This window comes from Bradyrhizobium sp. UFLA05-109, from assembly GCF_054185165.1.
In genome coordinates this window covers 17,379-34,870 of sequence record NZ_JBBIAR010000008.1, presented here as the reverse complement: position 1 = coordinate 34,870, position 17,492 = coordinate 17,379, and the positions used below count along the sequence as shown (strand labels likewise).

Here is a 17,492-nt window from a genome sequence, read left to right as displayed (position 1 = left end):
CAGAATAGCTGGTCCGACCGCGTCCTATCAAATGGCCAGTCGAGGCGAGTCCGAACCGGGCTAGACTTGCGCAACTGATTCTCCAATCGGAACGCAGACCGGGAACCTTTCTTTGGAAACCGCGCTTTATTTGCCCGTCAAACGCTTCCTCGAAGAGCTCGGCTTCAGCGTGAAGGGCGAGATCGGCGGCTGCGATCTCGTCGGCCTCAGCGCCAGTGATCCGCCTGTCGTGGTGATCGGCGAGCTCAAGCTCGCCTTCAATCTCGAGCTGATCTTGCAGGCTGTCGATCGCGCCCCGGCCGGCGACGAGATCTGGATCGCCGCAAAAATGTCCGCACGCGGCAAGGGCCGTGAGAGTGATGCGCGTTATCGCAATCTCTGCCGTCGCCTCGGCTTCGGCATGCTTGGAGTTACCGAACGCGGCCAGGTCGAGGTGCTGCTGAAGCCGCCGACCGCAGCGCCGCGGCGCGAGCCGAAGAAGCGCTCGCGACTCGTTGCCGAGCACCAGCGTCGCCAGGGCGATCCGGTGCTCGGCGGCAGCACCCGCGCACCCATCATGACCGCCTATCGCCAGCAGGCGCTGGCCTGCGCCTCGGCGCTCGCCGATGGCCCGCGAGCGGTGCGCGATCTGCGCGTGCGGTGTCCCGATGCCGGCAAGATTCTGCTGCACAACGTCTATGGCTGGTTCGCACGGGCCGAGCGGGGAATCTACGGATTGACCGACGCTGGCCATGCAGCACTTAAGCGCTGGCCGCAGCCGAAGATCGCGCTCGACACCGGCCAGCCGTCACAGCCCTGACATCAGATCGATGCAAGAGGCGAATAACTGAGATGCCACACCAAATTCATATTGCAATGCAACATAGGTAGCACTAGGTATCCCAGATCGAAATGAGGCTACCATGAGCGCAGACTGGAATACCAAATATGGCACGCGGCGCGTCCGCCATGATCCGCCCACCCTGGACGAGGCGATTTTCGCCGCGATCGGCATCACCGACGACCAGGAGCAGCAGGCCGAGATCGCCGCGTCCCTGATGGGCATGCCGCTCGATGTCGTGCAGGCCGAGGTGAAGAAGCAGGCCCGTACCAACAGCCGTATCACCGCCACGCGCGTGATTGCCGGCGAACAGGGCGCGCAGCGCTCGGTGGTGGTCGAGCGCCGCGTCGTGCGCCGCTTTGGCAACGACAAGCGCACGGGCACCTGAGAGCGCTCTAGCCTCTGAAGATACGAAAGCGGACCGGCCTTGCCGGTCCGCTTTTTTGATTCTCTTCTTCGCGCACATCCTTTGCGCAAAACCGTGCCGTCAGGCGGCGCGATTACCGTACATGCTGGAAAACAGCTTCCACCAGGTGCTGTTGAAGCTCAGCAGCGCGCGCCCGGCCTTGAAGGGGGCTGCCGCAAGATCCGCTAATTCCGCCTCCGGCGTCTTGGTGAGATCGATCGTGCCGGTCGATTCGCCGTGCCGGAATGCCAGATGCGCGCCGAACTTCTTCGCCAGCGCCCGCATCGCCTGATTCTCCGCTCCCGTCGTGATGCGCAAACGACCAAAGCCCTTCCAGCGCGCTTCCGCGATCAGCCGCCGGAACAGTACAGAGCCGACGCCCTGGCGGCGCGCCGAGGCTTCCACGCTGAACGCTACCTCGGGCAGCGAATCGCCTTCCGGCGGATGCAGCTCAGCCGCGCCGCGGACCACGCCGTCGACGATGTAGGCGACGATCACGGTGCCGTCGTCCGCGCAGCGGGCGGCGTAACGCTCGATGAAACTGTCGTCGAGAAAACCGTTGAAGCGGTCGTGCCGGCTCTCGGGATCGAGTCTCAGCAGATGATCACGCAGGAGCGGCAATTCCTCTTGCTGGATCAGGGTTCGCACATAGCCCTGCACGGACTCGGTGTGGATGATTTCTTCAAGTGCCACGTCAAAACTCCTCTTGGTGTCCCTCAAGGAGGCGTTCGAATCCCTAGGCCTCCTATATTGTGCGACGCAACATGATTTGCAAGACGGGAACCTGCCCAAGTTGGAGGCATGGCAAACGACCAATTCGTTAATGAAATCAAAACCCCGTATTCATACGAGGACCATCTGGGTCTGGGTCACCAACGCCACCAGCTTGCCGTCCTCAGTCTCGAGACGGGTCTGCCAGACCTGGGTTCGCCGCCCCCGGTGGATCGGGGTCGTGGTGGCGATCACCGTGGTTCCCTCCTTCGCGCCGCCGATGAAGTTGGTTTTACTTTCGAGCGTCGTCGTGCCCTTGGCGTCCGCCGGCAGGTTGATCACGGTCGCGGCCGCCCCGACGGAATCGGCAAGGGCCATGATGGCGCCGCCATGCGCGACATGGCCGAGCGTGCAGAGGTCGGGCCTGATCGTCATCTTCGCCACCACGCGATCCGGCTCGGCCGCGACGAATTCCACGCCCTTGAGCTCGGCGAACGGCATTTTCATCGCATGAAGTCTTTCGAGCGGCGTCATCGGATCTCCTCCCAGTGTCTTGAATTCTCAAGGTGAATTGTCCCGCGACATAATGCAATGACGTCCGAGGTCATGGCCGCGATGATATCGACGCTACGCCCACCCGCCGCGTTTGCTCGAGGACATCAAGGTCGCCAAACCGGCTGACGAGCCCCGAGAATCGTGGGCGTCAGCCGTACATCAACGAATACAAGATCGCGGCAGTGTTCGAGATCGGCATGCCGGAGTACGACGCGAGCATGGTTTTCATGTCGATCGCGGAGGCGCAGTCCTACTTCAACCGGCGCTGACGCTTTCGTTTCTCGCAACGCTCTACCCGTCATGGCGCGCCGCGCGGCTCGATCCCGTCGAGGTGCCGCGACACGGAGGCTGAGCTGGAGGCCAGTTCGGCGGTTACGCCGAGATGCGCGCATTGGTTATCTTGTCTTGTCGCCCGCCAGCGCGTTCTTGTAGATCTTGCCGCTTTTCATGATGACGACGAAATTCTTCGCAGGGTCTGCGACCAGCTTGATGTTCTCGATCGGATTGCCGTCGACCAGCAGCAGGTCTGCCAAAGCGCCCTCCTCGACCACGCCGAGCTTGCCGGGATAGGGATTGCGCGGACCGGAAAGACTCAATAGCTCGCCGTTCGTCGATGTCGCCATCGCCAGCGCTTCGGCGGGCGTGTACCAGCGGGCGAGATCGGCGAGCATCGCGCCCTGCCCCTCGGCGAGCGCCTTCGAGAACAGGACGTCGGTGCCGAAGGCAGTCTTGATCTTGTACTTCTTCGCCAGCGTATAGACCCTCTCCGTGCCGGCCACCACCTGGCGCATCTTGTCCTGCTCCGAGGGCCCCAGCGCGGCGGCGCCGGCGAGATCGAGGAACGGCTGCGTGCTCAGCCAAATGCCCTTCTCGGCCATCAGGCGCGCCGAGGCCTCGTCCATGAGGTGGCCGTGCTCGATGCATTTCACGCCCGCCGCAATCGAGCGCTGGATGGCCACCGGCGTGTAGGCGTGCACGGCGACATAGGTGCCCCAGTTCTCGGCCGCTTCGACCGCGGCGCGCAGCTCGGGCTCGGTGAAGGTGGAAACGTCGAGCGGACTGAACGGCGAGGCCACACCGCCACCCGCCGTGAGCTTGACCTGCGAGGCGCCCTGCATGAGCTGCTCGCGGGCCCGCACACGGACCTCGTCCGGACTGTCGGCGATCATGCTACCGCCGATCAGCTCCATGCGGCTGAGCATGCCGCCGATTGTCCGCGGCAGGTCGGACAATTGCCGGAAGTCGCCATGGCCGCCCGTGATGGTGATCATCGCGCCGGAGGGATAGATGCGGGGACCTGCGACGAGATCCTCGTCGATGGCGCGCTTGAGCCCGAAGCTCGGCCCGCCCATGTCGCGCACCGTCGTAAAGCCTCGCATCAGCGTGGCGGTGGCTTCCGCGGCCGCCTGCAAATTCAGGTAGCCGACGTCACCCGCAATTGCAGCTGCCGGCGTCGGACGCACTAGCATCGCGTGCCAATGCGCGTCGATCAGCCCGGGCATCAGCACGCGATTGCCACCGTCGATCGCCTGCGCGTCCGTGGTCAGCGGTGCGGCAGAGATCTTCTCGATCTTGCCGTTGCGGATCAGCACATTGGACGGCGCGGAGAGCGCACTGCTGCGGCCATCGAAGATGCGGACGTTCTGGAACAGGACGGCGGAGTCCTGTTGTGCCTGCGCCGGCGGAGAAGCAACAAGGCTCACGCCGATTGTGACGAGCAACACAAGGACGATGAAGATGCCACCAGGCCGCCCGCGCGCGTCAGACATTTCCGCCCTCCTGCCGGCACGTCTGCTCGTCCCTCGGCAGCGATGCCTTGGGCCTAACTCAGCGCCTGCGTGCAGAGCGAGTCAACTCACAGCCATGCGGAAACGTGCAGCCCAGCCATCCGGCACGAGCGGAGGTGCGACTGGAGCTGTCGCGCCGGCTTCAATTGATTCAAACAGGAGCTGTTCCGTCCCGGCGCGCGAGCGACGTCAGCCGCATTCCCGCTTGACAAATTCATAACCACAGAGTTATACGTAAATCCATAACCAACCAGTTATAGATCTCTCATGGCCAACACCCACGATGCGCTGTTCCGGACCCTTGCCGATCCGACCCGGCGGGCTATCTTTGAACGGCTATGCCGCCATGGCGAGCAGACCGTTGGCGCATTGACCGCGCGGGCCGGCGTGTCGCAGCCGGCCGTCTCGAAGCATCTGATGGCGTTGAAGCAGGCGGGCCTCGTGCGCGACCGCCACGAAGGTCGCCAGACGCATTACAGCGCGCAGCTTCGCGCCCTCGCCCCGCTGATCGATTGGACCAGCAAGATGACCGGCTTCTGGCAAAGCCGGTTCGACGACCTCGAAGATCTTCTCAAGAGGATGGACCAATGAACAAGACCGAGACCCGTTCCGTCGTCGTAGAGCGCGAGTTCGCACATCCGCCCGAGAAGCTTTGGCGCGCACTGACGCAGCCGCACTTGATCTCGGAATGGCTGATGAAGAACGATTTTGTGCCGGTGGTAGGCCATCGTTTCAACCTCACTGGCGAATGGGGCGGCGCGCTCGACTGCGAGGTCCTGACAATCAAGCCGAACAGGGCGCTGTCCTACACTTGGAACTTTGCGCATCAGGATGCGGCCTACAATCTGGAGAGCGTGGTCACCTTCACCCTCACCCCGACGCGCGGCGGGACTCTGCTCCGCGTCGAGCAGGTGGGCTTCCGCCCGGACCAGAAGCAGGCCTTTGGTGGCGCACAAGCTGGATGGAAGCAGTTTTTGGCGAAGCTGGAAGAGGTATTGCCGCAGGCAGACTGATGCCGCCGTCGCGCTCTAAACCGCGATGTCATCTTAGGTTATTGGCTGAGCACGATCTCCGCGCAAACGCGTTCCGCGTTTGTCGCGAGGGAAAGCCGCTTCACATCATGCTCTAGGGTAGGAGATCTCATTGAACTGGAACACGTGGATTCGGCAGGTTCACCGCTGGCTGTCGATGGGCTTCACGGCGGCAGTCATCATCAATGTCCTCGCCATGGCACTGCAGACGCAGGCGATCTGGATCGGCCTCCTGGCGCTGTTCCCGCTCATCCTGCTTCTGCTCTCCGGCCTCTATCTGTTCGCCCTGGCCCTATGCCACCAAATGGCGCAGCGGCTGACGGCGACCGCTTGCCTGACGTAGAACGGGATTATTGCGGAGCACAGGGACTCAAATGACTCCATCGGAGAAAATCGACCAGCTGATCGCCGGGATCACAGACTGGCGCGGCAAGACGTTCGCGAACCTGCGCAAGACCATCCTCGATGCCGACAGCGAGATCGTCGAGGAATGGAAGTGGATGGGCAGCCCGGTGTGGGAGCGCGACGGCATCATCGCGGTCGCCAATGCCCACAAGGGCAAGGTGAAGCTGACCTTCATGTACGGCGCGCGCCTCGCCGATCCCGAAAAACTCTTCAACGCCGGCCTCGAAGGCAACGAACGCCGCTCGATCGACTTCCTCGAGGGTGACAAGATCAATGCGCGGGCGCTGAAACAGCTCGTACGTGCAGCCATCGAATACAATCAGGGCAAGGCGAAGAAGAAAGCGCCGGCGGCGCGCGCCAAAGCCCGCAAGGCGGGGTAAAATCCGATCACGTCACCGCATTGACGACCTGGAATTCCGGTCGCCTCCAGATTTCGCCCGTGATCACCTCCTCGATGATCTCGGCCGCCTTCATCACCTCGTCCTCCCCGATATACAGCGGCGTTAAGCCGAAGCGCATGATGTCGGGGGCGCGGAAGTCGCCGATGACACCACGGGCGATCAGGGCCTGCATGGCGGCGTAGCCGCCGTCGAAGGCGAAGGAGACCTGCGAGCCACGCTCCGCATGCACGCGCGGCGTGACCAGCTTGAGCTGCGGGCAGCGCCGCTCGACCTCCATGATCAGGAGATCGCCGAGCGCAAGCGAACGAGCTCGCAGTTCCCCAAGATCGACGCGATCCCAGATGTCGAGTGAAGCTTCCAGCGCAGCCATCGCGAGCACCGGCGGCGTGCCGACGCGCATGCGTTCCACGCCGCCCGCGGGCGCATAGCCGAGATCGAAGGCGAACGGCTTTGCGTGGCCCATCCAGCCAGAGAGGGCGGCGCGTGCCCAATCGGCGTGGCGCGGCGCGACGTAGAGGAAAGCCGGCGCACCAGGCCCGCCATTGAGATATTTGTAGGTGCACCCTGCGGCGAAGTCGGCAGCCGTACCCGCGAGATCAACCGGCAGCGCGCCGGCCGAATGCGCGAGGTCCCAGACGGTCACGATGCCCAGCGCATGCGCTTTCGCAGTCAACTTCGCCATGTCATGGCGCCGACCAGTGCGGTAGTCGACCTCGGTGAGGTAGAGCACCGCGATCTCCTCCGACAGCGCGGCCTCGACCGCCTCCGGCGCGACGAGGCGCAGCTGGTGCCCGCGCCCGAGCGTCGCGATCAGGCCTTCGGCCATGTAGAGATCGGTCGGGAAATTGCCGGTGTCGGAGAGTACGAACTTGCGCTCAGGGCTCATATCGAGCGCGGCGGCGAGCGCCTGATAGACCTTGAGCGAAAGCGTATCGCCCATCATCACTGAGCCCGCCTCCGCGCCGATCAGCCGGCCGATGCGATTGCCAACGTTGCGGGGCTGCACATACCAGCCCGCGGTGTTCCAGGCGCGAATGAGCTCATCGCCCCATTCCTGCCGGATCACGCGGTCCACCTTTTCGGCAACGCCGAGCGGCAGCGCGCCGAGCGAATTGCCGTCGAGATAGATCACGCCCTCGGGCAGATGGAAGAGCGCCCTGGTGTTGTCATAGACGCGAAGTCGGGTCTCGGTCATGGCTTGCTCAAAGGCCGGACTTGGTTAGAAGCAGGACTTCTCAAAGGATCGTGCGCACGCGCCAGAGTTCGGGGAACAGCTCGACCTCCAGCATGCGCTTGAGATAGCTGACCCCGCCGGTGCCGCCAGTGCCGCGCTTGAAGCCGATGACGCGTTCGACGGTGGTCACATGGTTGAATCGCCAGCGGCGGAAATAGTCCTCGAAGTCGACGAGTTTTTCGGCGAGCTCGTAGAGCATCCAGTGCGTCTCCGGCGCCTCGTAGACCCGGCGCCACGCCTGAAGCACGCCTTCGTTCAGGCTGTGCGTCTCGCGGACGTCACGCGCCAGCACACCAGGCGGCATCGCGAGCCCCTTGCGATCGGCGAGGCGCAGCACCTCGTCATAGAGGCTCGGCGTTGCCAGCTCTGCCTCCAACAGCCGTGTGACTTCGGCGTCATGCGCATGGGGCTTGAGCATCGCGTGATTGCGGTTGCCGAGGAGATATTCGATCAGGCGGTACTGGCTCGACTGGAATCCCGAGGACTGCCCGAGCTTGGAGCGGAAATGCGTGTACTCGCTCGGCGTCATCGTCCGCAGCACATCCCAGGCGCTGTTGAGCTGCTCGAAGATGCGGGACACACGCGCCAGCATCTTCATCGCCGGCGACACCTCGTCACGCGCGATGGCGCGGCGGGCGGCGCTGAGCTCGTGAATGGCAAGGCGCATCCAGAGCTCCGAGGTCTGGTGCTGGATGATGAACAGCATCTCGTCATGGGCATCCGACAACGGATGCTGCGCTCCGAGGATCGCATCGAGCTGGAGATAGTCGCCATAGGACATGCGCCGGGCGAAGTTGGTCTCGGCGCCCTCGGCGGTGGGGTCGTAGTCGTTGCTGGTCATGACATCCCTCTACTGCCGTCAGTCTAGGCCAACCAGGCTCGCGGTGATTTTTGACGAGGGATCCTTGAGCCCGTCGACGACAGAGAAATGGTTGAAGCCGGGCTCGATCACGAGACGCGTGGGCACGTCAAAACCGGTCCAGACGTTTGCCATCAGCTCCGCCTGGCGGATGAACTCGGGACGCTCGGCGCCTCCGACCCAGGTCGTAACCGGAGCATGCCCGCGCGGCAGATGCAGCGCTGAGCTTTCAAGCGTCGCCTCCTCCAGCGACATTCCAAGCGTCGCGTTCATTTTGGTCTTCAGCAACGGGCGCAGATCGTGCAGGCCGCTGATCGACAACGTCGCGGCGATGCGATTGTAGACCGCGGACTCAAGCCAGCTGTCGTCGCAGAGCATGCGCGTGACGAGATGGCCGCCCGCCGAATGCCCGGCGAGCCGGATCGGTCCGGAAACCAGTGCAGCGGCCGCCGCAACGGCCGCCGCGATCTCCGCCGTGATATCGGAGATGCGTGCGGCCGGCGTCAGCGTGTAGCTCGGCAGCGCCACCGCCCAGCCGTGGTGGCGCGCGCCTTCGGCAAGGTCGGTCCATGACGATTTGTCGAAGCGCATCCAATAGCCGCCATGGACGAAGACGACGAGGCCTTTGCTGTCTCCATCGGGCAGGATCAGGTCGAAGCGCTTGCGCTCGCCTTCGCCATAGGCGACGTCGGGGCGAAATGCCCTCAGCCTCGCGCGATAGGCCGCTGCGCGCTCTGCCCAGAGTTCAGGCAGTCGGTCCGAGCCCGGCACGTGAGCCGAGTTGGCATAGGCGTCATCCCAATCGCGCATCGTTGCTCCCAGAAGATTCAGGCGACAGGTCGCCAGTCTGCCACCTGCAGCGCCGCCATCATAGTCTTTATTTTAAGCTTAAAGCATCGTGACGCCGGCGCCTGTGGGGTGGGCAAAGCGAAGCGTGCCCACCACTTTGGCCTCGATCCGGGAAAGCTGGTGGGCACGGCGCAAGGGCGACTTTGCCCACCCTACGAAGCACGGCGACAGAGCCTACGCCTACGCCTTCTCCACCCCGCACCACTCGGCAATGAACAGCGCCATCGCCTTGGTCGACTTCTTCAGCGATTCCAGATCGACATATTCGTTGAATCCGTGAATCTCACCGCCACTCGGGCCGAAGCAGAGGCTGGGGATGCCGTGGTTGAGGCCGTAGAAGCGGGTATCGGTGAGCGCGGTGAAGACGAGGTCTTCGACCCCGCCGCCATAGACGGCGTTAAACGCCTTGCCAAAGGCGGCTTCGGGCGCGGCCGCGTTGGTCAGTTCATAACCTTCCGACAGGAAGCCGGACCATTCCACCTCGGGCGGATTGTTGGCGAGGAAGCGATGGTTGCGCGCCGCAGCCGCGACACAAGCGAGAATCTCTTTCTGGTGATCGGCGATCGACCAGCCCGGCAGCACTGCGATGCGGCAATCGACGTCGCACCAGGCCGGCACGCTGGAGGCCCAGTCGCCGCCCTTGATGACGCCGGGGTTGAAGTTGATGGGATGGTTGAGTGTCTTGAAATGGCGATCGGCCTTTGCCCGCTCATTCCATTCGATCTCGAGCTTTTGCAGGGCCTGGATCAGATGATAGGCCGCCATGATCGCGTTGGCGCCGGAGCCGGCAAATGCCACATGGGTCGGATGGCCCTTGACGCGCAGGCGGAACCAGATCACGCCGACCTGCGAGCGCACCATCTTGCCGCCGGTCGGCTCGGGAATGAAGCAGGCGTCGGCGCGATAGCCGCGCTGGAGCGTCGAGAGCGCGCCGACGCCGGTGCTCTCCTCCTCGATCACGGACTGGAAATGGATCCGCGCCGTGGGCCGAAGGCCTGCGGCCTTGATCGCATCGAGCGCGTAGAGCGCGCCGATGGTGCCGGACTTCATGTCGCAGGCACCGCGGCCATACATTTTGCCGTCCTTGATGACCGGCGAGAATGGCGGGGTGTCCCAGAGCTCCAGCGGTCCAGCCGGCACGACGTCGCAATGGCCTTGCAGGATCAGCGATTTGCCGCTGCTCGTTAGCGGGCGATAGGTGCCGACCACCGTACGCGCCTTGGAGAAATCGTGCTCGATCGGACCGAAGCCGCGCAGATCCTTCAACTCGTCGATGTTGATATGCCAGTCGTCGACCTCATAACTCCGAGCGCGCAGGAGGTCGCCGATCATGTCCTGACAGGGCCCCTCCGCGCCGCGGATCGAGGGGATCGCGACGAAATCCCGTGTGGTCGCAAGCTGGGCCTCGAAGCTCGCATCGACGGCATCGAGAATCCTTTGCTGCGTTTCGGTATTCATGCTGGCAACTCCGATCGGCTTTCAAGAGCGCCGCGAAGCTAGTCGATTTCAACCCTCCGGGTACTCCTGAAAATAGGCCTCCAGCAATGCATCTTCGAGCAGTCGGCCTTCCGAATAGCCATTCAGGGTCTGCGGCCGCGTGACGCCGTCGAGCAGACGCGCGCAAGGTTCCGGCGCGCCGAGCACGGTGCGCACGGATATCCGCTCCGCATAGATCGGCAGCGCATGGTCCTCCTCGTCGTCTGCAAGCCCCTTCGCGCGAACCTTGGCCGAGGCCTCCTCGATCTCCATCGCGATGAAGGTCGTCGCCTTGATCTCCTGCGTGCTGCTCGGGCGCAGCCCCGCAGTGCGATCCGGGAAGAAGCGGTCGACCATGGCGCTGATCGCGCGGCTCTTCTCCTCCGCATCGGTCACGAGGTAAGCGGCGCCAAAAGCCATCACCGCGCGATAATCCGCCGAATGGTTGAAACCGCAGCGCGCCAGCACGAGGCTGTCGAGATGTGCAACGGTGAGACAGACTCTCTGGCCTTCCGACTGATTGCGCAGCATGCGGCTCGCGCTGGAGCCGTGCCAATAGAGTTTTGTCCCTTCCCGCCAGAAAAAGGTCGGGGTGCAATAGGGCTGGCCGTCGATCACATAGGAGACGTGGCACAGCATCGAAGAGTCCAGGATCCGGTGAACGGTGGCGTGATCGTAAGCGCCGCGATCATGGCGGCGCTTCACCTGGTTACGGGACGAGACCGGATAGGACGTGGTGGCGATACCATCGGACACGGCGACTCCTGTCGTGGAATTTGAATCTGGAAGGAGTTGTAGCGGCCCATTTGGTCTGCGATAGTTCCAATTCGATGCTAAAAAATCCGACCAATTCAAAGCCGTCCCCGAAAGCCCCGCCGCGCAGGGCCGAGCTGCCGCTCGATTTTTCGGGAGCGCACATCACGGAAAGCGCCTCTTCGGCGCACCGGCTTTACCAGGCGCTCTGCCACGCGATCGTGCAGGGCCTTGCCAGGCCGGGCGAGCCGCTGCCGCCATCGCGGACGCTGGCGAAGCAGACCGGCTTCCGGCGCAACGCCGTCGTCACGGCCTATGAGCGACTGATTGCAGATGGATTTGCGGAAGCGATCGTCGGCTCCGCGACGTTCGTCGCTGCTAAGATTCCCTCTCGCGCGCGCGAGTTGCGCAAGGCGAGGATCACCGTCGAGGTCCCACGGCAGGGCACGCTGGCACTCGGTTGCACCCATGTCGACGAACGGTCGCTGCAGCGCTTTCGCGGCTTCGTCGGCCGGCGCATGCGCGCCTTCGGCACCGAACATCTGCACTATGGTGATCCGCGCGGCAGCCGCGAGCTGCGCGCGGCGGTTGCCGATCATTTGCTAGCGGCGCGGGGCCTGCGCTGCGATCCCGACCAGATCATGCTGACGTCAGGCACACTGCATGCGCTGCGCATCGTGCTCGGCGCGATCCTCGAGCGCGACGACCAGATCTGGTGCGAGGATCCTGGCTATCCGACCGCGCGCGCGGCGATCCTCCATTGCGGCTATCGCGCCGTCTCCGTGCCGGTCGATGAGCATGGCCTGCGCGTCGCCAAGGGCCGGACGGCGGCACCAAAGGCGCGCGCGGCCTATGTCACGCCGTCGCACCAGTTTCCGCTGGGCGTGCAGATGTCGATGCCGCGCCGGCTCGAGCTCCTGGACTGGGCGAAAGAGGCCGGCGCTTTCGTGCTGGAGGACGATTACGACAGCGAGTTCCGCTACGACGGCGCGCCCTTGATGTCGCTTGCCGGCATCGATCAGCTCGAGCGCGTGATCTACATGGGCACGTTTGCCAAGACGCTGTTTCCGGGCCTGCGCATCGGTTATTGCGCGCTGCCGGAGCGCCTGATCGGGCCGGTCGCGACCGCGCGGGCCGCGCTGGACCGCTTTCCCGGTACGCTGATGGAAGGCGCGGTCGCGGACATGCTCAACTCCGGCGCCTTCGCCGCAAACCTGAAGCGCGTGCGAAAGCTTTATCGCGAAGCGCGCGACGCACTGGCTGCGACGCTTCAGGCGGCGTCCGACGGCCGGCTGTCGGTTCCCGTGCCCTCTCAAGGCCTGCATCTGGTCGCGCGGTTCGAGCCATCGGTCGATTTGCGCGTCGCCTCGCAGGCCAAGCACGCGGCCGGAGCGGAAGGCTGGCTGCTCGCCGACACTTATGCGCGCGCCCGTCCCCTGCCCGGTTTCGTTCTCGGCTTTTCCGGCCATTCGGTTCCGCAACTGGTGGCGGCAGCCGAAAAGCTCGCGACGCAATCGCTGGCCGCGCTTCGCGGCAGCGACAAGCCGGCGCGCCGGGCGTGACGAAGGTTCACTATGAGAATCGCGCGCGGCTTTCTAACATTGCGGTATCGAGGTCGGGATTTTCGTCATGCCCCATTTCCGCGCAATCTGCGTATGTGCGCTGTTCGTCGCAGCAACAATAACGTTGGCACGCGCCGATACGGTCGGGCGCGAGCAGGACATCGTCGGCTTGCGGCTTGGCCAGCGCGTGATGGTCGATGACGGCACCTGCCCAGCCGGGCAGATCAAGGAAGTGCGCGGCGCGAAGATGACCGAAAGCGGCATCACGCGGACGCGCACCTGCGTGCCGCGGTTCGGACCGAAGTCGAAATAGCCCCAACTCGCGATGAGATCGGGGATGAAGCGTCATTGCGCTAGGTTATTGTTTGAGCGTGATCTCTTCGGAAAACCGCTGCGCACTTTTCCGGATCATGCTCTAAAGTCTACTTCGCCGGGTCGAACATGCACTGAAGGGTCGGCTTGGCGATCTTGGTGAAGGTTGGTCCGATCTCGGACTGTTTTGTGACCGGCACCCATTCGTTCTCGATGGTCGGCACGCCGGTCTCGCTGATGCCACGAAGGAGCGCCTCGCGCAGGTCGCGGTCCTCGACAACTGCGGCGGCATGGTCATGCAGACAGCCGCAGACTTCCTCCGGATGCGCCCATCGCCCGAGCATGTGCGGCGCGCATTGGCGCACGAAATCGGTGCGAGGATCCGGCAACCTGCTGGGAAAGCGCACCTGAGCCTGGGCCGCAGTGATCGTGAGGAGGGACGCGAGGAAAACGGCGGCGCCTATGCGAGACATGACTGGCTTTTCTTGATCCTGCTGGTCTTTTTCTTGCGATCAGAGACGCGCGGCCATCACGATCGGCTGAGGCGCTTTGGCGCCGACCGGCGTGCCGCTATAGGCAAAGGTCCCGACGCCCGGCAGCCCACCGTCGCTGGTTCCGGCCAGGGAGGACCCGGCGAGCACAAAGCTGAAAGCAAGGATGAAGCTGAGCGCCCGCATGTGAAGTCTCCAGTTCCCCGCGGCTGTGCGCCGCTACCTCTGGTCGGTTGATAACCACGGGCGGTTTCATGCGTGATGCGCCAAATGCGTAAAATGGTTTCATCTTCGTGAGAATTGTTTCGTCGGCGCCGATACGACGAAACATTAAGTCAAAAACCCCAATTATTTCAGTGAGGTCGTCTCACAGCCGATGGCTGCTTCGCGGCGCTCTCCGGTGTTCCCGCAGCGACCCGCGCGCGCTCGCGGCCACAGTCCCGAAGCAGACGCTTCACAGGCATTTTACGTTTCTCTGCTGAAGAGGAGCGCAAAGAAGCGCGAAGTTCCGCTGCACCGGGGACGTTTCAGCGACGACCGAAGCTTCGAACAGCGATAAGCCCGGCATCAAACCGAGGCTCAGGGTTGAGGGATGGCCATCATGATGGCTTTAGATCGCGCAATGGCGCGCGACGTGGACCAGGGCTCTGACCGAGCCAACGAAAGGCAGTGGCCGCGCTACGCCACCGGCGCGATGGCACTGCAATCCGACCGCGGTTATGAGGCGGCACCGCAGGCCTTCGTGCGGCTGAGCGGCTCGCATCTCGCAAAGCCGCGCTTCAGCCGCAATCTCGTCACTGAGTGAAGAAGTCGCTGCACTTCTGAATACTGTTATCCGTCGGCCCCCACGGCATGATTGGCACGGTCGACGTCGAATTCTTCGGCGAGCCCTCGATCAGCTTGTCGGAATAAACCATGTAAACCAGCACGTTGCGCTTGGTATCGCAGCCGCGCACGATCTGCATCCTCTTGAAGAACAGCGAGCGGCGCTTGCGGAACATGTCATCGCCCTGCTCCAGCTTGTCCTTGAACTTGATAGGACCGACCTGCCGGCAGGCGAGCGAGATGTCAGAGACCTCCTCCGCGAGCCCTATCCAGCCCTTGAAGCCGCCCTTCTCCGGCACCGTGAAATGACAGGCAACTCCCTCGACCTCGGGATCGTCGAGGCCGTAGGTCGCGAGCTTGTCGTTCGGGCTCAGCCATTTGAAGACGGTGGAGCGGCGGAAGATCAGATCGGGCTCGTCGGCGGCTTGGGCAAAGCTGGCCGGCATGGCCATGAGCAGGAGGAATAAAGCGAGGCCTTTCAAGCGCATGCCCGAAAGACCGGGGAAACGAGATGACATGAAGTTCTCCGGTAACAAGTCCCCACAATTTAGGGATGCGAGGGCCGATCAGGAAGGCGAGAAGCTACCTGCGCGGCCACCGTTTACCGGTCTGTGAGGCTTTTTTGCTACGGCTTCGACAAAATTGGCTGATAGCCGAACCGCTGTGGTAGTGAACGCGTATCCCCTTTGCGAGACTAATTACTGATTTGGAATACGGATTCGAGGATGAACAGCGTGAGCGTGACCGGTTCTTCTGCCGCAAGGGCGCAGTTGTGGCGGGTCGCCATTTTGACGGCGGCGGGTGCGATTGTCACCACGACCCGGGCGGAAGCCGCGATGTATTACTGGTCGGACTATACCGACGGTGCTTACTACCACCAGCCACAGCCGCGGATTGAGCGTGCGAAGCCGCGCAAACGCGCGACTGTCCCGGGCAAGAAGGAGATCGCTGAGAGGGAGACCGGCGCCAAGCCGCAAGGGCCTCTGGTCATCGCTATCTCGATCGACCGGCAGAAGGTGACGGTCTACGATTCCAACGGCGTGTTCGCGCAATCGCCGGTGTCGACCGGCATGAAGGGCCATCCGACGCCGCTGGGCGTGTTCAGCGTCATTCAGAAACACAAATTCCATCATTCCAACATCTATAGCGGCGCGCCGATGCCGTACATGCAGCGGATCACCTGGTCGGGTGTCGCCATGCATGCCGGCGTCCTGCCTGGCTATCCCGCCTCTCATGGCTGCATCCGCATGCCGATGGCGTTCGCGGTGAAGATGTGGAATTGGACCAAGATGGGCGCGCGCGTGATCGTGACGCCCGGCGAGATGACGCCACACAGTTTCTCGCATCCCCTGCTCGCGAGCCTGCGCGTCCCGCCGCAGCCCGCTGCGAGCCTGGAGCAACCTGCGACGACTGTCGCCGACAAGTCGGACAAGGGCGCGGCCGCGGCAAAGTCTCCTGAGAGCAAGGCCGACGAGAGCAAAGCCGCCGAGGTCAACGAGGCTACCGAGGTCAAGAGCGCGAACGTCGAGCCGGCGATGGAGCTCCGCTCGACCGTCGGCCACACCGTGATGTCCGACGCAACCATCGGCAACGCGATGGCGCGCGAGGAAGCCCCCGCCAACACGCCCGCTCCGAACGAAGGCGCAAGCACGGACGGTGCGAAAACCGCCGACGCATCCGAGCCGGCAAAACCGGCATCGGACGAAGCGACCGCCAAGCCTGAACCTGCAAAAACCGAAGCGACCGATGCCAAGAAACCCGATATCGCGGTGACGGCACCGACGCCTGCGCAGCCCGCTGCCGATGCGAAAAAGGATCAGACCCGCGCCACCGAGCCGGCCCCTGGCGCAAAGCCCGAGCCGCCGAAGCGCGCCGGCCAGATCGCGGTGTTCATCAGCCGCAAGGATTCCAAGATCTATGTGCGGCAGAACTTTTCGCCGCTGTTCGAAGCGCCCGTGACGATCGCCGCCAGCGACCGTCCGCTCGGCACGCATGTCTTCACCGCGGAAGCCGACAAGAGCGATGCCAACGCGCTGCATTGGTCGGTGGTGTCGGTGCCCGTCATCGTCCGCTCGGTGGAGCGTGACGACGGCAGCCGGATGACTCGCCACCACCGCATGGCCGGCGTCATCCCGGTTGCCGCAAAGCCCGTGATCACTGCGGATAGTCCGGCCGAGGCGCTCGACCGCATCTCCATCGCCGCCGACACCATGGCGAAGATCAACGAGATGCTCACCACCGGCAGCTCGATCATCGTCTCCGACCAGGGCATCAACCAGGGCGAAACCGGCGAAGGCACGGATTTCATCGTTCGTCTGCACTGATCGCGCTGTAGCGCGCATAACGCGGTATTGAGCGCGAGGGATCGTTCTCCCGGAGTATGATCCGTCCCGGATCAACTTGGGGGACATCGCCATGCTGAACCGAAGGACAATGCTCACCGCGGCGGTCGGCGCGATCGCCGTTCCCGCCGCGACTCGCGCGCTTGCCGAGGGCGCGATGAGCAAGATCTCGGCTTATGCCTTCTCCTTCCCCGCGCTCTCCGGCGACGATATCCGGCTCGCCGCGTTTACCGGCCGGCCGCTGATGATCGTCAACACGGCCTCGCTGTGCGGCTACACCCCGCAATATGCTGGACTTCAGGAACTCTGGAGCGAGTTCCGCGAACGCGGACTAACCATCATCGGCGTGCCCTCCAACGATTTCGGCGGCCAGGAGCCAGGCGGCGCGACGGAAATCTCGGAGACCGCACATCACCAATACGGCGTTACCTTCCCGATCGCCGCCAAGGTCGTCGTGGTCGGTCCGAAGGCCCATCCGTTCTACAAATGGGCCGCGGAAGCCCGGCCCAAGGAAGTTCCGCGCTGGAACTTCCACAAATACCTGATCGGCCGCGACGGCTATATCACCGAGGTTTTTGCCTCGGCGGTCGAGCCGACCGACACCCGCATCAAGACAGCCGTTGCCAAGGCGCTTGCCGATAGCTGAGCCGGTCTCACGCGCTTGGGCACAATT

21 protein-coding genes and 1 pseudogene are annotated in these 17,492 nt (G+C 63.6%); 11 read left to right on the top strand and 11 right to left on the bottom strand.

Features of this window, described 5'->3' with window-relative positions; genetic code table 11:
• The first annotated feature begins 112 nt into the window (after window positions 1–112).
• The gene (locus Q3C01_RS07490; protein WP_458144681.1) at window positions 113–799 is read left to right on the top strand and encodes a DUF2161 domain-containing phosphodiesterase; all 687 of its coding nucleotides are present in this window, start codon (window positions 113–115) and stop codon (window positions 797–799) included.
• A gap of 103 nt (window positions 800–902) precedes the next feature.
• Entirely contained in the window at window positions 903–1,208 is a 306-nt protein-coding gene (locus Q3C01_RS07485) for a hypothetical protein (RefSeq protein ID WP_027523921.1), read from the top strand.
• Window positions 1,209–1,307: 99 nt separating this feature from the next.
• Here Q3C01_RS07485 and Q3C01_RS07480 read toward each other — a convergent pair whose 3' ends face one another.
• The 3 genes from Q3C01_RS07480 to Q3C01_RS07470 all read right to left on the bottom strand — a co-directional run bounded on the left by Q3C01_RS07480 (window position 1,308) and on the right by Q3C01_RS07470 (window position 4,261).
• The gene (locus Q3C01_RS07480; RefSeq protein WP_458144680.1) at window positions 1,308–1,919 is read right to left on the bottom strand and encodes a GNAT family N-acetyltransferase; all 612 of its coding nucleotides are present in this window, start codon (window positions 1,917–1,919) and stop codon (window positions 1,308–1,310) included.
• 150 nt (window positions 1,920–2,069) lie between these two features.
• Window positions 2,070–2,471: a PaaI family thioesterase gene (locus tag Q3C01_RS07475; protein WP_458144679.1), complete on the bottom strand. Its 402-nt coding sequence runs from the start codon at window positions 2,469–2,471 to the stop codon at window positions 2,070–2,072.
• Between the two features lie 416 nt (window positions 2,472–2,887).
• Window positions 2,888–4,261 carry a metal-dependent hydrolase family protein gene (locus tag Q3C01_RS07470; protein WP_458144678.1) on the bottom strand — a complete coding sequence of 458 codons (1,374 nt, stop codon included), beginning with the start codon at window positions 4,259–4,261 and terminating at the stop codon, window positions 2,888–2,890.
• Window positions 4,262–4,546: 285 nt separating this feature from the next.
• Between Q3C01_RS07470 and Q3C01_RS07465 the strand changes: the two genes are divergently transcribed.
• From Q3C01_RS07465 to Q3C01_RS07450, 4 genes and pseudogenes are all read left to right on the top strand, one after another.
• Window positions 4,547–4,870, top strand: a complete 324-nt coding sequence (locus Q3C01_RS07465; RefSeq protein WP_458144677.1) for an ArsR/SmtB family transcription factor — start codon at window positions 4,547–4,549, stop codon at window positions 4,868–4,870.
• Window positions 4,867–5,292, top strand: coding sequence for an SRPBCC family protein (locus Q3C01_RS07460; protein ID WP_458144676.1), 426 nt, complete (start codon window positions 4,867–4,869; stop codon window positions 5,290–5,292). Before Q3C01_RS07465 ends, Q3C01_RS07460 begins: the two co-directional genes overlap by 4 nt.
• A gap of 130 nt (window positions 5,293–5,422) precedes the next feature.
• Window positions 5,423–5,630: pseudogene (locus tag Q3C01_RS07455) on the top strand (hypothetical protein).
• Between the two features lie 54 nt (window positions 5,631–5,684).
• A complete protein-coding gene (locus Q3C01_RS07450; RefSeq protein WP_458144675.1) occupies window positions 5,685–6,095 on the top strand; it encodes a DUF1801 domain-containing protein in 411 nt (136 codons plus the stop codon).
• 7 nt (window positions 6,096–6,102) lie between these two features.
• Here Q3C01_RS07450 and kynU read toward each other — a convergent pair whose 3' ends face one another.
• The 5 genes from kynU to Q3C01_RS07425 all read right to left on the bottom strand — a co-directional run bounded on the left by kynU (window position 6,103) and on the right by Q3C01_RS07425 (window position 11,290).
• Window positions 6,103–7,311 carry a kynureninase gene (gene kynU / locus Q3C01_RS07445; RefSeq protein ID WP_458144674.1) on the bottom strand — a complete coding sequence of 403 codons (1,209 nt, stop codon included), beginning with the start codon at window positions 7,309–7,311 and terminating at the stop codon, window positions 6,103–6,105.
• A 40-nt stretch (window positions 7,312–7,351) separates the two neighbouring features.
• The gene (gene kynA / locus Q3C01_RS07440) at window positions 7,352–8,191 is read right to left on the bottom strand and encodes a tryptophan 2,3-dioxygenase (protein ID WP_458144673.1); all 840 of its coding nucleotides are present in this window, start codon (window positions 8,189–8,191) and stop codon (window positions 7,352–7,354) included.
• Window positions 8,192–8,209: 18 nt separating this feature from the next.
• Window positions 8,210–9,019, bottom strand: coding sequence for an alpha/beta hydrolase (locus Q3C01_RS07435; RefSeq protein ID WP_458144672.1), 810 nt, complete (start codon window positions 9,017–9,019; stop codon window positions 8,210–8,212).
• Window positions 9,020–9,238: 219 nt separating this feature from the next.
• A complete protein-coding gene (locus tag Q3C01_RS07430; protein ID WP_458144671.1) occupies window positions 9,239–10,516 on the bottom strand; it encodes an ArgE/DapE family deacylase in 1,278 nt (425 codons plus the stop codon).
• A 48-nt stretch (window positions 10,517–10,564) separates the two neighbouring features.
• Complete coding sequence (locus Q3C01_RS07425) at window positions 10,565–11,290, bottom strand: pyridoxamine 5'-phosphate oxidase family protein (RefSeq protein ID WP_458144670.1); 726 nt, start codon at window positions 11,288–11,290, stop codon at window positions 10,565–10,567.
• 74 nt (window positions 11,291–11,364) lie between these two features.
• On the opposite strand from Q3C01_RS07425, the gene pdxR reads away from it, so the two are divergent.
• Window positions 11,365–12,849 (top strand): MocR-like pyridoxine biosynthesis transcription factor PdxR, encoded by a 1,485-nt coding sequence (gene pdxR / locus Q3C01_RS07420; RefSeq protein ID WP_458144669.1) that lies wholly within the window; start codon window positions 11,365–11,367, stop codon window positions 12,847–12,849.
• A 67-nt stretch (window positions 12,850–12,916) separates the two neighbouring features.
• Window positions 12,917–13,162, top strand: coding sequence for a DUF6719 family protein (locus Q3C01_RS07415; protein ID WP_458144668.1), 246 nt, complete (start codon window positions 12,917–12,919; stop codon window positions 13,160–13,162).
• A gap of 109 nt (window positions 13,163–13,271) precedes the next feature.
• Here the strand turns inward: Q3C01_RS07415 and Q3C01_RS07410 are convergent, their stop codons facing one another.
• Together Q3C01_RS07410 and Q3C01_RS07405 are read right to left on the bottom strand one after the other, a co-directional pair.
• Window positions 13,272–13,634 (bottom strand): hypothetical protein, encoded by a 363-nt coding sequence (locus Q3C01_RS07410; protein ID WP_458144667.1) that lies wholly within the window; start codon window positions 13,632–13,634, stop codon window positions 13,272–13,274.
• A gap of 39 nt (window positions 13,635–13,673) precedes the next feature.
• Window positions 13,674–13,838, bottom strand: a complete 165-nt coding sequence (locus Q3C01_RS07405) for a hypothetical protein (protein WP_458144666.1) — start codon at window positions 13,836–13,838, stop codon at window positions 13,674–13,676.
• A gap of 415 nt (window positions 13,839–14,253) precedes the next feature.
• Here Q3C01_RS07405 and Q3C01_RS07400 point away from each other — a divergent pair, with 415 nt between their 5' ends.
• A complete protein-coding gene (locus Q3C01_RS07400) occupies window positions 14,254–14,457 on the top strand; it encodes a hypothetical protein (RefSeq protein WP_458144665.1) in 204 nt (67 codons plus the stop codon).
• On the opposite strand, the gene Q3C01_RS07395 is transcribed toward Q3C01_RS07400, so the two are convergent.
• Window positions 14,447–14,995: a CreA family protein gene (locus Q3C01_RS07395; protein WP_458144664.1), complete on the bottom strand. Its 549-nt coding sequence runs from the start codon at window positions 14,993–14,995 to the stop codon at window positions 14,447–14,449. The genes Q3C01_RS07400 and Q3C01_RS07395 overlap by 11 nt on opposite strands.
• A gap of 207 nt (window positions 14,996–15,202) precedes the next feature.
• Here Q3C01_RS07395 and Q3C01_RS07390 point away from each other — a divergent pair, with 207 nt between their 5' ends.
• Both Q3C01_RS07390 and Q3C01_RS07385 read left to right on the top strand, forming a co-directional pair.
• Window positions 15,203–16,801, top strand: a complete 1,599-nt coding sequence (locus Q3C01_RS07390) for a L,D-transpeptidase (RefSeq protein ID WP_458144663.1) — start codon at window positions 15,203–15,205, stop codon at window positions 16,799–16,801.
• 91 nt (window positions 16,802–16,892) lie between these two features.
• Window positions 16,893–17,465: a glutathione peroxidase gene (locus tag Q3C01_RS07385; RefSeq protein ID WP_458144662.1), complete on the top strand. Its 573-nt coding sequence runs from the start codon at window positions 16,893–16,895 to the stop codon at window positions 17,463–17,465.
• The last annotated feature ends 27 nt before the right edge of the window (window positions 17,466–17,492 follow it).

What these genes read in the sequence shown, in the direction of transcription:
- Q3C01_RS07485 (WP_027523921.1), top strand. Translation starts at nt 903, where the DNA reads ATGAGCGCAGACTGGAATACCAAATATGGCACGCGGCGCGTCCGCCAT.
- Q3C01_RS07475 (WP_458144679.1), bottom strand. Translation starts at nt 2,471, where the DNA reads ATGACGCCGCTCGAAAGACTTCATGCGATGAAAATGCCGTTCGCCGAG.
- Q3C01_RS07470 (WP_458144678.1), bottom strand. Translation starts at nt 4,261, where the DNA reads ATGTCTGACGCGCGCGGGCGGCCTGGTGGCATCTTCATCGTCCTTGTG.
- Q3C01_RS07465 (WP_458144677.1), top strand. Translation starts at nt 4,547, where the DNA reads ATGGCCAACACCCACGATGCGCTGTTCCGGACCCTTGCCGATCCGACC.
- Q3C01_RS07460 (WP_458144676.1), top strand. Translation starts at nt 4,867, where the DNA reads ATGAACAAGACCGAGACCCGTTCCGTCGTCGTAGAGCGCGAGTTCGCA.
- Q3C01_RS07450 (WP_458144675.1), top strand. Translation starts at nt 5,685, where the DNA reads ATGACTCCATCGGAGAAAATCGACCAGCTGATCGCCGGGATCACAGAC.
- kynU (WP_458144674.1), bottom strand. Translation starts at nt 7,311, where the DNA reads ATGACCGAGACCCGACTTCGCGTCTATGACAACACCAGGGCGCTCTTC.
- kynA (WP_458144673.1), bottom strand. Translation starts at nt 8,191, where the DNA reads ATGACCAGCAACGACTACGACCCCACCGCCGAGGGCGCCGAGACCAAC.
- Q3C01_RS07435 (WP_458144672.1), bottom strand. Translation starts at nt 9,019, where the DNA reads ATGCGCGATTGGGATGACGCCTATGCCAACTCGGCTCACGTGCCGGGC.
- Q3C01_RS07430 (WP_458144671.1), bottom strand. Translation starts at nt 10,516, where the DNA reads ATGAATACCGAAACGCAGCAAAGGATTCTCGATGCCGTCGATGCGAGC.
- pdxR (WP_458144669.1), top strand. Translation starts at nt 11,365, where the DNA reads ATGCTAAAAAATCCGACCAATTCAAAGCCGTCCCCGAAAGCCCCGCCG.
- Q3C01_RS07415 (WP_458144668.1), top strand. Translation starts at nt 12,917, where the DNA reads ATGCCCCATTTCCGCGCAATCTGCGTATGTGCGCTGTTCGTCGCAGCA.
- Q3C01_RS07410 (WP_458144667.1), bottom strand. Translation starts at nt 13,634, where the DNA reads ATGTCTCGCATAGGCGCCGCCGTTTTCCTCGCGTCCCTCCTCACGATC.
- Q3C01_RS07405 (WP_458144666.1), bottom strand. Translation starts at nt 13,838, where the DNA reads ATGCGGGCGCTCAGCTTCATCCTTGCTTTCAGCTTTGTGCTCGCCGGG.
- Q3C01_RS07400 (WP_458144665.1), top strand. Translation starts at nt 14,254, where the DNA reads ATGATGGCTTTAGATCGCGCAATGGCGCGCGACGTGGACCAGGGCTCT.
- Q3C01_RS07395 (WP_458144664.1), bottom strand. Translation starts at nt 14,995, where the DNA reads ATGTCATCTCGTTTCCCCGGTCTTTCGGGCATGCGCTTGAAAGGCCTC.
- Q3C01_RS07390 (WP_458144663.1), top strand. Translation starts at nt 15,203, where the DNA reads ATGAACAGCGTGAGCGTGACCGGTTCTTCTGCCGCAAGGGCGCAGTTG.
- Q3C01_RS07385 (WP_458144662.1), top strand. Translation starts at nt 16,893, where the DNA reads ATGCTGAACCGAAGGACAATGCTCACCGCGGCGGTCGGCGCGATCGCC.